The organism is Bradyrhizobium sp. WSM1417 (assembly GCF_000515415.1).
In the GTDB taxonomy this organism is placed as follows: domain Bacteria; phylum Pseudomonadota; class Alphaproteobacteria; order Rhizobiales; family Xanthobacteraceae; genus Bradyrhizobium.
The window spans coordinates 7,388,240-7,400,856 of the sequence record NZ_KI911783.1 but is presented as its reverse complement, the minus strand read 5'-3'; the positions used below and the strand labels follow the sequence as shown (position 1 = coordinate 7,400,856).

Annotated in this window: 8 protein-coding genes; 5 read left to right on the top strand and 3 right to left on the bottom strand. The window is 64.2% G+C overall.

What is annotated here, in order from left to right; genetic code table 11:
- Positions 1–81 precede the first annotated feature (81 nt).
- The 3 genes from BRA1417_RS0136215 (at position 82) to BRA1417_RS0136205 (ending at position 1,349) form a co-directional block, all read left to right on the top strand.
- Positions 82–384 carry a DUF1244 domain-containing protein gene (locus BRA1417_RS0136215; RefSeq protein WP_007596287.1) on the top strand — a complete coding sequence of 101 codons (303 nt, stop codon included), beginning with the start codon at positions 82–84 and terminating at the stop codon, positions 382–384.
- Between the two features lie 209 nt (positions 385–593).
- On the top strand, positions 594–866 hold the full coding sequence (locus BRA1417_RS0136210) for a DUF2312 domain-containing protein (RefSeq protein WP_007596286.1): 273 nt from the start codon (positions 594–596) through the stop codon (positions 864–866).
- A gap of 60 nt (positions 867–926) precedes the next feature.
- Positions 927–1,349 (top strand): hypothetical protein, encoded by a 423-nt coding sequence (locus BRA1417_RS0136205; RefSeq protein ID WP_027520000.1) that lies wholly within the window; start codon positions 927–929, stop codon positions 1,347–1,349.
- 15 nt (positions 1,350–1,364) lie between these two features.
- Here the strand turns inward: BRA1417_RS0136205 and BRA1417_RS0136200 are convergent, their stop codons facing one another.
- From BRA1417_RS0136200 to BRA1417_RS0136190, 3 genes are all read right to left on the bottom strand, one after another.
- On the bottom strand, positions 1,365–2,987 hold the full coding sequence (locus BRA1417_RS0136200) for a DUF882 domain-containing protein (RefSeq protein ID WP_245286317.1): 1,623 nt from the start codon (positions 2,985–2,987) through the stop codon (positions 1,365–1,367).
- A 288-nt stretch (positions 2,988–3,275) separates the two neighbouring features.
- Positions 3,276–5,468, bottom strand: coding sequence for a murein L,D-transpeptidase (locus tag BRA1417_RS0136195; RefSeq protein WP_027519998.1), 2,193 nt, complete (start codon positions 5,466–5,468; stop codon positions 3,276–3,278).
- A 347-nt stretch (positions 5,469–5,815) separates the two neighbouring features.
- Positions 5,816–7,309: a sigma-54 dependent transcriptional regulator gene (locus BRA1417_RS0136190; protein WP_027519997.1), complete on the bottom strand. Its 1,494-nt coding sequence runs from the start codon at positions 7,307–7,309 to the stop codon at positions 5,816–5,818.
- A 127-nt stretch (positions 7,310–7,436) separates the two neighbouring features.
- On the opposite strand from BRA1417_RS0136190, the gene BRA1417_RS0136185 reads away from it, so the two are divergent.
- Together BRA1417_RS0136185 and BRA1417_RS0136180 are read left to right on the top strand one after the other, a co-directional pair.
- Positions 7,437–9,368, top strand: a complete 1,932-nt coding sequence (locus BRA1417_RS0136185) for a M3 family oligoendopeptidase (RefSeq protein ID WP_027519996.1) — start codon at positions 7,437–7,439, stop codon at positions 9,366–9,368.
- 246 nt (positions 9,369–9,614) lie between these two features.
- Positions 9,615–12,575: a patatin-like phospholipase family protein gene (locus tag BRA1417_RS0136180; protein WP_027519995.1), complete on the top strand. Its 2,961-nt coding sequence runs from the start codon at positions 9,615–9,617 to the stop codon at positions 12,573–12,575.
- Positions 12,576–12,617 lie beyond the last annotated feature (42 nt).

Below are 12,617 nucleotides of genomic sequence, written 5' to 3'. Positions count from 1 at the left end.
ATCTGTGACAGGCCCCACCTGATCTCGTAAGGGTGACCCATCCAGGTCACAGCCAATTTCGCAAAGCCGAGGGATCCAGCCATGGCAATCGACGACAAAACCAGAACGGAACTCGAGGCTGCCGCTTTCCGGCGCCTGGTCGATCATTTGAAGACGCGGACAGACGTCCAGAACATCGACCTGATGAATCTCGCAGGCTTCTGCCGCAACTGCCTGTCCAACTGGCTCAAGGACGCCGCTGACGCCCAAGGCGTCGCCTTGAGCAAGGACGAGAGCCGGGAAGCCGTCTACGGCATGCCTTACGAGGCATGGAAGTCGAAATACCAGGGCGCTGCCACGCCTGAGCAGCTCGATGCCATGAAGAAGGTTCATCCCGGGCACTGAACGGCCTCGCCGACGGCCCGATATGCGGTGCCCTTGAGTCGCATCACACAACAGCTTTCTTCGACGCGTCGTAGGAAGGTGTGGGCGCGCTGTGGACGAGCGCGATGCTGCCTTGAACCCGAGAGGTCCGAACCCTAAGGGTCTAACCAGCACGCGCGGTGAGGATGCCGGCGTCACCTCGTTTTGCCAGTTTTATTGGGAGTACCAAGATGGCCACCTCCGCCGCCGTCCGCGACGACGAGCCCGCGACGAAATTTGCCAAGGACCAGCTCAAGTCCATCATCGAGCGCATCGAGCGGCTGGAGGAAGAAAAGAAGGCGATCTCCGACGACATCCGCGACGTATTCGCCGAGGCCAAGGGCAACGGCTACGACGTCAAGGCGCTGCGCACCATCGTGCGCATGCGCAAGCAGGACCCGAACGAGCGCGCCGAGGCCGAGACGATCCTCGAGACCTACATGCAGGCTCTGGGAATGATCTGAGCTATCGGTGTCGTCCTGGCTTTTGCCAGGGCGACACCATGTCGATCAAAGGAGACCGCGGTGACTGCGCCGCCGCTGCCGCGCGAGGTAAGCCGTGCCTACTACGCTTTTCCGGCGTCGATCGGCAAACGGCTGCTTTCGGTACGCGAGCTGATCTTCGCGATCGCCGCGGCGCATGAAGGCATCGGCCGTCTCACCGAAACGTTGAAATGGGGCGAGCCTGCTTATCTGACCGAAGAGACCGGCAGTGGCAGCACGATCCGGCTCGGCCGCCTGAAGGACTCCGCGCAAGCCGCGATTCTGTTCAACTGCAAGACGACGCTGGTCGATACCTTTCGCGAACGCTTTCCCGATCGGTTCGAATATCGGCAGACCAGGGCGCTGCTGTTGCCGGTGTCGGGCAAGCTGCCGAAGCAGGACCTATCGATCTGCCTGTCGCTGGCGTTGACGTATCATCTGGATCGACGAAGGAAGAAGCGTTAGCGGCGCGCGAAGGCCTTAGCGCAACGCGGCGGTCCGCATGACGAACGACGTCGTCTCGAGCTTGGCGGTGGCAGTGCCCGAGAAGCTGTCGCAGGACAGGCCCTGCATCGGATCGTCGGCAAAACCCATGGCGATCACGGACTGCGGCTTGACGAAGTAGGCGCGCATCGCGGCCGTGTCGAGCTCGCCCATCAGCGTGACCGACATCGCGCGGCTGGCGCTCGGCGACAGCATCACGATCTTGAGCCAGACGCTTTCGCCCTTGGCTGCGGAGAGCCGGGTCGCGGTTGCGACCATGCCGTCGACGCGCTTGCCGACCACCGTGTTGATCTCGGTCGCGGGCGCAAGGTTGCGCGACGCGGCGGCGGGACGGGCGGAGCGCGGGATCGGTGCGGAGGCGGCAACGACATTGGCGCGGTCGACCGGGGAAGCGGACGCCGGCGCGTAGGCCAGTGCCTGATAGGCGGCGCTGGACACGCTCGCGGTCGGCTGCGGATCGGTGGCGGCGGCAAGCGCCTGCCGGGCCTTCAGCGCGGCAATCTGGGCCGGCGTCGCCTGCTGCGGCGTAGCCGGGGCATCCCAGAAGCCACGGGCATTGATGATGTCGGCGGGCGTCTCGGGCTTGGCGTCAGCAGATTTGCCGGCGGCCGGCTTGTCAGCCACGGGCGCCGGCTTCGGCTTGGGCAGCGCGAAGACCTGCGCATCGGCCGAGGCGAGCTGGATCGTCGCCGCGACTGATGGCTTGGCGCGCGGCGTCGGCACCGGATCGGCCGGCTTGGTCGCGGCGGCGACCACGGTCGGCGCGACAGTCTTCGCGGACGGAGCGGGCGCGCCCTCGTCATCCTCGTCGTTGCTCGCGGCGGCCGGAGCCGGCTTGCCCTTGAACAGGGCGGCAAAGAAGTTCGACTTGCTGCCGGAATCCTCGCCGCTGCCGCGCCGCTCGATCTCGGCCTTGGCGAGCTCATAGCCCTTCAGCGGCGTGCCGTCGGTCGGGACATGGACGGTGCGTCCGTCCGGGAAGACCCGGGCGAGCTGGTCATGCGTCATGCGCGGCCAATGCCGGATGCTGCCGGTGTCCAGATGTACGAACGGCGAGCCGGAGGTCGGGTAGAAGCCGACGCCGCCGCGCTGGAGGCGCAGGCCGGCGAAGCGGATCTGCTCCAGCGGCACGTTCGGGATGTAGAAGTCCATCGCATGCCCCAGCATGTGCTGGCTGAAGCGCGCCACGCCGGAGGAGCGGCGGCGGAGCATGGAGTTGGTGGCGGGCGAGCGGTAGGCGGAGATGATCTGGATCGGCTGCTTGCCGTCGACGTCGCGGTAGACTTCCCAGAGGATGTCGAAGAGGTGACGGTCCATGACCGTCTCGTCCTGGCTGCGCCAGTCGCGCAGGAAGTGGTTGATCTGCTTCAGCGCCGCTTCGTCATAGCGCCCGTCGCGCTTGAAGGTGACGGTGAGGTCTTCGCCGGAATGGGTGTGGTGGAAGGAGAGCGTCTTGGTCTCGTTGAGCGCGGCGGCGTTATGAACTGAACCCGCGGCAGCAAGCAGCAATACGGCAGCGAGGCCGATCCGTGATCCGGCCTTCACTCCCGCATGGGACAACGACAGCACAGCAAATTGGCGTGCGATACCAGTCAGCACGTTAGAGCCCACCCAGTCGACGAGCGTTCAAAATGGACTCTCCCGCTAACCCCGTAGCGCGCGAAAGAGGATGAACGCTTTGTTAAAGCGAGAAGGTTAATTCGAGGTTGACCTTCCCGTCCCCAAACCAAGTCAGATCGCGAACCTAACCGGGTGAGTGTGGCGAAAAAAGGCCCGCTGCCCGAGGTCAGGTGGAGAATGGTTAACGTTAAGCGACCCCATCCAGAGGATGAGGTCGCTGATTTTATTGCAGAATTTCAGGAAATCAGGCGTCGGGACGGGCCTGGCTCAGCGGGTGAACACCCGCTGCTGCTGCGGACGGCGGCCGACCGGAGCCGGCGGCGGGGTCGGCGCGCCGAACAGCCGCTCGAAGAAGTTCGGGCCGGACGAGCCGCCATTGTTGGCTGCCAACACGCCGTTCGGCAATGTTGTTGCCGGGCGTGAATAGCTCGGCTGGGAATGCGCGACCACGTTCTCGAGATCCTTGCCGCGGCCGTTCTTCAGGATGTTGATCATGGTCGCGTCGCGGCCATAGACGTCCTTGCGGAATTGCAGCTTGCCGCCATCGTCCACGAATGCGGTCTGATAGGTGATGTTGACCGGGATCGGGGTCGGGAATTTCAGGTCGATCTCGCTCTTGCCGTACATGCTGCGGATGCGTTCCGGCGTGTACTTCTCGTTCGGCATCGCGATGTTGAGCAGAACCGACGCGTACTGATCCGGGTTCTGCACGCGCATGCAGCCGTGGCTGAAGGCGCGTTCGTCGCGGGCGAACAAGTTTTTGTCCGGCGTGTCGTGCTGATAGACCAGGAACTTGTTGGGGAAATTGAAGCGGATGCGGCCGAGCGCGTTGGCCTCACCGGGCGGCTGCGAGATGTGCACCGAACCGTCGCGGTTCTGCTCGAGCTTGAGGCCCATGCGCTGGAGCACGGTGGGATCCTGCTGAAGCGCCGGCAGATATTCGTTGTAGACAATCGACGGCGGCACGTTCCAGGTCGGATTGACCGTGATGTACTTCATCGTCTCGGTGAGCAGCGGAGTCGCATGCGTGCCGGGCTTGCCGGTGACTACGCGGGTGGTCCAGACCTGCTGGCCGCGCTGCATCACCTTGAGCGTGTAGTCGGGAATGTTGAGGATGACGTAGGCATCGCCGAGCGACGGCACGCCGAGGTCGCGCGGCAGCCAGCGCCAGCGCTCCATGTTCATCAGCACCACGTCGATCTGCTTGTCGCGCTTCGGCGTGTTGATCGCCTTGACCGTCTTGTCGTCGAGAATGCCGGTCGCCTTGAGCTCGGCGCCGTTCTGGAACTTGCGCACGGCTTCAGCGACCGCCGCGTCATAGCGGGTGTCGTTGGCGTTCTCGGCGATGCCGAGCTTGGCGCGCAGCTGCGGCACGCGCGGATCTTCAACGACGATTTCAGCCTGCTTCTTGCCGGCCGGGGTGTATTTCAGCGTCGGACCATCGGCGATCTCGATCACTGGGCCGTTGCCCTGGCCGCGGAGCTCCGCGAGCTTCGCCTTCAGCTCCTTGTAGAGCTTCTGCGGCGGATTGTAGCTGTCGAGCGCCGCGGAGGCGTCCGCCGCCGTCGTGACCTTGGCGAGCACCTCGTTCGGATCAATCGGATGCTCGGGATAGAGGATGTCTCCGCTGACCTGCGACCAGTGCATGCGGCCGCTCTGAGCCTGGCGCGCATAGTCGAACATGCTGGCGGTAAGCTTGAGCTCGGCATCGGCGAGCGTATCGGGTGTCGTGGCGGCTGCGAAGTCCGGCAGCGGGTAATCGGCCGGATTGAGACCGTCGGACGCCGCGTCCTTCAGCCGTGCGATCACGCCCTTGGCCGCAGCGGTCAGGCTGCCGCCCTGGGTCCAGACCGGCGCGAAGTCGCGTGCACCGTAAAACTTCTCGATCGCCGCGCGTTCGTTCTTGCGGTCGAAATAGCGCGAAGCCTTGGCGCCGATGGCGTCCTTGAGCTTGTCGGCGACCGGCTGGTCCGCGGCGGGAACGTTGCTCGCGGCCTTCACCGGCTCCGAGGCCGGAGCCGCAGCGGTGGCGGGCGCGGCCGGCGTTGTCGCCGTGTCGGCCTTCGCAGGTTCGGTCCTGGCAGGTTCAGTCTTGGCAGGTTCGGTCTTCGCCGTCTCGCTCTTCGGCGCCTCGGTCGCCGGTGTGGTGGCGACGTCGGAAGGCTTGGTCTCGACCTTGTCCGGCGCGGGAGCGGCTTCGGCTTTCAGGGGTTCCCTAGCGGGCTCCTTGGCAGGGTCCACCACAGTGGCGGTGGTGTCGAGCTTGATGTCTGATGCGGTCGGGGGCGGGACGTTTGCGGGTTCGGGGCGCGGGATTGCGGCTTCGATCGCGAGCTCGGCAGCGCTGCTGCGCGCCTGATCCTGCGCAAGGGCCGAGCTGGCCGATACCGTGAGGAAGGTCGCCGCGACCGTTATCAAAACGCGGTCAAAGCCTGCACGGTGGTTCAAACAGTCACGCATTGTGTCGCACCCCTCGGGTGAACTGTCCCCCGTGGAACAGCTTCGTTATCGCCTATTGAGCTTCGGCTAAACCGCGCCGGCCTCTCGAAAGTTGCACGCCTGCACGCAACGAATCCTACGCAGACGATATACAGGCCCCGATTTCGCAGCCAGCGCTACCCGGGACAACTCACGACAAACTGACTTCAAGCAAGCCTCTTGGCAACGGATTGTGCGCTTCTGACACGCGCTTTTCCCTGTGTCTGTCACTTCCAAGTCACGGTTCAAATCGCAGTCGAATTCCGTCGTCCTACGAACGGCTTACAGTCGTATCGCTCCGCCCGGACGAACCTCCGTTCGCGTCAGGCTCAGTGCGTCTCCTCACCGCTTTTGCCGCCATGGCCGGGAACCCCGGCCTCATCGAGTTTGCGGTAGAGGGTGGACCGGCCGATTTTGAGGCGGCGGGCGACCTCGGACATCTGCCCGCGATAATGCGAGATCGCGAAACGGATGATCTCGTTCTCGATGTCCTCCAGCGGCCGGACGTCGCCGGTCGCGGTCAGCATGGAGAGAGCACCCGCTTGCGGCAGCGGTGCGATCGGTATGTCATTACCCGACACGACGGAGGGGGCCGCGATCGGCTCCAGCATCAGTGGCGCGGTCGGAATGTCTGCTCCCGGATGCGGCTGCGAGGCGATCAGGGGGAAGTCGTCAAGGCCAAGCTGGTCGCCGTCGCTCATCACCACGGCGCGGTAGACGGCGTTTTCGAGCTGGCGGATGTTGCCGGGCCAATCGAGCTGGGCGAGGTGCGCAACGGCCTCGCCGCTGATGCCGGTGATGGGGCGGTTCTCCTCGGCGGCAAAGCGCGCCAGGAAATGCCTGAGCAGATGCGGGATGTCCTCGCGCCGGGCGCGCAGCGAGGGGATCGTCAGCGGCAGCACGTGCAGGCGATAGAACAAATCCTCCCGGAAGTGGCCCTGCTTGACCCGCTCAAGCAGCCTGCGGTTGGTCGCCGAGATGATGCGGACGTCGACCTTGACGGGTTTGCGGCCGCCGACCGCCTCGACCGCGCCTTCCTGGAGCGCGCGAAGCAGCTTGACCTGCGCGCTCAGCGGCAGCTCGCTGACCTCGTCCAGAAACAGCGTGCCGCCATGGGCTTCGACGAATTTGCCGGTGTGGCGTTCGGTGGCGCCGGTGAAGGCACCCTTCTCGTGACCGAACAGGATGGACTCGACGAGGTTGTCGGGGATCGCGCCGCAATTGACCGCGACGAAGGGCTTTGCCTTGCGCTCGCCGCTGCCATGGATGGCGCGCGCGAACATCTCTTTGCCGACGCCGGACTCGCCCTCGATCAGCACCGGGATCGATGAGTTTGTTGCTTTCTGCGCCGCGCGCATCACGCCCGCCATCGCCTCGGCGCGGGTGATGATGTCGGAGAAGGTCAGCCGGCCCTCGCGGCTGTGACGGATGCGCTGCAATTCGCCCTTGAGCGCGGACGAATTGAGCGCGTTGCGAAGGGAGACCTGGAGCCGCTCGAGGCCGACCGGCTTGACCACGAAATCGGCCGCGCCCGCGCGCATCGCCGAGATCACATTGTCGATGCCGCCATGGGCCGTCTGCACGATCACGGGGATGCTGAGACCCGCTTCGCGGATTTTCGCCAGCACGCCCATGCCGTCGAGGCCGGGCATCACGAGATCGAGGATGACGCCGTCGATGGCCGCGTCAGGGGCGGTGAGGGCGGCAATCGCCGCGTCGCCGGAGTCCACCACGATCGTCTCATAGCCGCATTTCTGCACCATGTTTTCGACCAGCCGGCGGGCTACAGCGTCGTCGTCGGCGATCAAAATACTGGCAGCCATGGTGTTCCCCGCACGCTACTACTATCTGTCTCGAATCGGGGCACTCTGGCCGAAGCCGATTAACGCACTGTTAAATCCTGATGCCCCCGCCCGCCGTCGCGATTGTTGAACACAGGTTTCCCACACAATGAATTCGCGCTCCAAGCCTGCAGTTAAGAAGTCCGCCATCAGCAAGCCCGCTCTTCGCAAGCCGAACACCAAGACAGCCAAGGCAAAACCCTCCAAGCGTTCACCCGCCAAGTCTTCGCTTGCCAAGCCTTCACCCGCAAAGCCTGCGAGCAAGACCGGCAAGCTTCCGGAGTGGAACCTCGCCGACCTCTATTCCGGGATCGATGCGCCGGAAGTGGCGCGCGATCTCTCAAAGATGGACGCCGATTGCGTCGCGTTCGAGACGGACTACAAGGGCAAGCTCGCAACAGGAACAGCAAAGGAAGATGGCGGAAAATGGCTCGCTGAAGCCGTGCGACGCTATGAGGCGATCGACGACCTCGCCGGCCGGCTCGGCTCGTACGCCGGCCTCGTTCATGCCGGCGACAGCGTGGACCCCAAGATTTCAAAGTTTTATGGCGACGTTTCCGAGCGTCTGACGGCGGCATCGACGCATCTGCTGTTCTTCGCGCTCGAGCTCAATCGCGTCGATGACGATATTTTGAACCGCGCGATGCAGGCCACCGAGCTCGCGCACTACCGTCCCTGGATCGAGGACCTGCGCAAGGAGAAGCCTTACCAGCTCGACGACAAGCTCGAGCAGCTCTTCCTTGAGAAGGCGCAAACCGGCTATTCCGCCTTCAACCGGCTGTTCGACCAGACCATCTCGGGCCTGCGCTTCAAGGTCGGCCCCAAGGAGCTCGCGATCGAGCCAACGCTCAATCTGTTGCAGGACCGCGACGGCGCCAAGCGCAAGGCCGCGGCAGAGGCGCTCGCAAAGACCTTCAAGGCCAATGAGCGCACCTTTGCGCTGATCACGAACACCCTGGCCAAGGACAAGGACATCTCCGACAGCTGGCGCGGCTTCAAGGACGTGGCAGATTCCCGGCATCTGAACAACCGCGTCGAGCGCGAGGTGGTGGATGCGCTGGTCGCCTCGGTGCGCGCGGCCTATCCAAAATTGTCGCATCGCTACTACGCGCTGAAGGCACGCTGGTTCGGCAGGAAGCGCCTGGCCTATTGGGACCGCAACGCGCCGCTGCCTTTTGCGGCGACCGACGTCATCGGCTGGGGCGACGCGCGAAGCATGGTGCTCACCGCCTATCGCGGCTTCTCGCCAAAGATGGCCGACATCGCCGAGCGCTTCTTCACCGACCGCTGGATCGACGCGCCGGTGCGCCCGGGCAAGGCGCCGGGGGCCTTCTCGCATCCGACCACGCCGTCCGCGCACCCCTACGTGCTGATGAATTACCAGGGCAAGCCGCGCGACGTGATGACGCTCGCCCACGAGCTCGGCCACGGCGTGCACCAGGTGCTGGCGGCCAGGAACGGCGCATTGATGGCGCCGACGCCGCTGACGTTGGCGGAGACCGCGAGCGTGTTCGGCGAGATGCTGACCTTCCGGCGGCTGCTGGCGCAGACCAGGAGCGCAAAGCAGCGCCAGGCGCTGCTCGCCGGCAAGGTCGAGGACATGATCAACACCGTGGTGCGGCAGATCGCGTTCTATTCCTTCGAGCGCGCGGTCCACACCGAACGCAAGAACGGCGAGCTCACCGCGACGCGGCTCGGCGAGATCTGGCTCTCGGTGCAGGGCGAGAGCCTTGGGCCGGCAATCGAGATCAAAGCGGGCTACGAGAACTACTGGATGTACATCCCGCACTTCATCCATTCGCCGTTCTACGTCTACGCCTATGCGTTCGGCGATTGTCTGGTGAACTCGCTCTACGCCGTCTACGAGAACGCGGCCGAAGGCTTTGCCGAGCGCTATCTCGACATGCTCGCCGCCGGCGGCACCAAGCATTATTCCGAACTGCTGCGGCCGTTCGGGCTCGATGCCAAGGATCCAAAGTTCTGGGACGGCGGCCTGAGCGTCATCGCCGGCATGATCGACGAACTGGAAGCGATGGGCTGAGGCAGGCACGAGTTCCCTGAAGCGGGGCTCGAGACATTCCGCAGGATGCAGCGCCGGCGAGTTCCAGCCGGCGCCGCGTAGCCCTTGGCCACGCAGCGTCTTGGCCACATAGCCCTCGCAACCACGCGCGCCAGCGATGTGGCATTGAACGTTTGCATCCCCGACGAGACTAAAATTCCATAAGGCTATTTTCATTCGTTTTACAACCATTGATTGTCGGTGCTCCGCCACCTAGGGGAGGCACGCATGCTCGATCAGGTCCAGCCGACGCTGCCCGTTGAAGCCCGGGCGCCGCGGTCCACTGAGGAAATGCCCTGGTGCGAAAAGCACCATCTAATCGTTCGCGACGAGATCGAAGCGATCAACACCCGCCGCGAGGCGACGCGCCAGATCGGCACGGATGGTCTGCAATCCTGCCAGATGCTCGACGTCACCGGGCTCGCATTGTCCGGCGGCGGCATTCGGTCCTCGGCGCTCTGCCTCGGCGTCCTCCAGGCGTTGAACCACCACAATCTGTTCCGGCGGATCGACTACCTCTCGACTGTCTCCGGCGGCGGCTATATCGGCGCCTCGCTCAGCGCGACCATGACGGTCACGCGGCGTTTCGTGTTCGGGGAGAGGCCTTCGGGCGGCACCGCGACCGCGAGCGAGATCAGCGATACCGCCTCCGTCGGGCACATCCGGAATTACTCCAACTATCTGATTCCCGCCGGCGTGCGCGATCTCCTCACCGGCTTTGCCATCGTGGTGCGCGGATTGATCGCCAATATCGGGATCATTCTTCCGATCATCCTGATGCTGGCGGCGGTCACCATCTGGTCGACGCCGACCCGGACATGTCTGACGGTGGCCAATCTGTTCGGCGTCAGCTTTGTCGATTCCAAGAGATGCGAGCTATACGATTTTGGCTTCGTGAATCAGCATGGCTTCACCAAGGTTGGTGCCATCGCCTGTGTGATCCTGCTCGCCTGCGCAGTGCTGGCTTATGTGTTCTCGCGATCCCAACGGGGGAGCGGTCCGGCGATCGTATGGGTCTATGCCGCGGCCATCGTCCTTGTGGTCGGCGGCGCCTGTGATTTCGCGCGCGCGCTCAAGGTGACCAACTTCGCGCTCACCCTGGCAACTGCGATCATCGTGGTCGGACTCTTTTTCCTGTGGGCGATCGTGCGGTCCTTTGCCCGCCCGAGCCATCGCCAGGAATTTCGTTCGCATTTGCCGACCGTGGGGGCGACCTTCTTGGTCCTGCTGTCGGCCATCGCCTTCTTCGAGTTTCAGCCGTTCATGCTGCGGCAGATGTTCGATGTTGCCGACAGCAGCGTGATCGGCGGGCCGGTCGGCGGCGTCGCGGTGACCTGGATCCAGTCGCTTGCCGCCGTCGCGGCGCCGATCGCGGCGCTCGTCGCCGCGTTCCGGCAGCAATTTCTCGAACTGCTGAAGGGCAACAGCGTTTCCTCGCAGCGAGGATCGATGGTTCTTGCAGTCGTTGCCAAGGCCGCGCTCTGGTTCGCCGGCCTCGCCTTGCCGCTGATCATCTGGGTCGCTTATCTCAATTTGTCTTATTGGGGGATCTCCAACGACATCTTCAGGGATTGCTCGGCCCAGACCGAGCAGAGGGACTGCATCGCCAAGGCAAAATTGACCGCGACCCTCCCGGCGGCTCTCGCAGGCAAGGTGCAGCTGGACCGAAACGCCGCCATCGAATTCACCGAGCCAAAGGCTGCGCCGTCCCCCGAGCCGCGCGTCGAGACGGACTCGGATCGGTTGGCGACTTGGCATGCGCCGGCGTGGCTTCAGCCTGCGGCACAATGGGTCAAGCTCAGGGTTCAGCCGTACTTTCCCCAACTGTTCCAGGGATCGGGATCCGACGCGGCGTACTCCTACACCCTGCCGGTGATCGTCCTGTATGCGCTGACGGGTCTATTGTTGTTCCTGGTCTCCTGGCTTCTGACCCCGAATGCGAACTCGCTGCACCGGCTTTACCGCGACAGGCTGAGCAAGGCCTTCCTGTTCAACCCGATCCGGCCGGTCGAGCATGATCTTGCGCGCGCCGAGGCCAGTCTCGACCAGGGGCGCGACTTCAAGTCGCTCGATCGCATGAAGCTGAGCGACCTTTATGGCGTCGCAGACGCTCAGGAGGACGGCCAACAGGGCGGGCCCAAATTGCTGGCGCCTTATCACCTCATCAACACGGCGCTGAACATCCAGGGGTCGGACTTCGCCAACCGGCGCGGCCGCAACGCCGACTTCTTCGTATTCTCACCGCGCAATGTCGGGAGCGAGGCCACCGGCTACGCGGCGACACTGGCTGTCGAGAAGGCCGAGCAAAGTCTCGACCTCGCCACGGCCATGGCGATCTCCGGGGCGGCTGCGTCGTCGAATATGGGATCGAACTCGATCCGGGCGCTGACGCCGACACTTGCGCTTCTCAACGTGCGGCTCGGCTTTTGGCTGCGAAATCCGCGCTATGTGAATGCGCGCTGGTTCCGCCGCTTCTCGCCGCTCTATTTCTGGTCGGAGATTTCCGGCCGTCTCTACGAGAACAGCGACGGCGTCTATCTCACCGACGGCGGCCATATCGAGAATCTCGGCATCTACGAGCTGCTGCGCCGGCGGTGCCGGGTCATCATCGCTGTGGATGCGGAAGCGGACACGCCGATGAACTTCGCCTCGCTGATGACGTTGCAGCGTTATGCCCGCATCGATCTCGGTGTCCGGATCGATCTGCCCTGGATGCCGATCCGCGAGCGCACGCGGGCCGTCATGGCGTGCAATGCGGACCCCTCTACGTCCCCAGGCCGGCGCCACGACGAGCCGATCGATCACGTCCATGTCGCCATCGGCACCATCGACTACGGCGCCGGCGACATTGGCTATCTCGTCTACCTCAAATCGTCCCTGACCGGTGACGAGAACGACTACATCCGCGACTATGCGCGGCGGCACGCCACGTTCCCGCACGAGACCACGGGTGACCAGTTCTTCTCCGAAGAGCAGTTCGAGGTCTACCGCGCACTGGGTTTCCATATGGCCCACGGCTTCCTGTCCGGCGACAATCCGGTGGCGATCGGGTGCGGCGTCAATCCGCATACGGCCCGGTTCACCGAGGCGGGCGAGCCGGCGATCGACGCGGTGCGCGAAGCGCTCGGCCTTCCGGTACCCCAGCGCCCCGCCGCAAGCGTCACCGCCACGATGGTCGACCTAGGCTGAACTGCTCTCGCGCCGAGCTTTCCCGCCAATCGGAATTCCAAA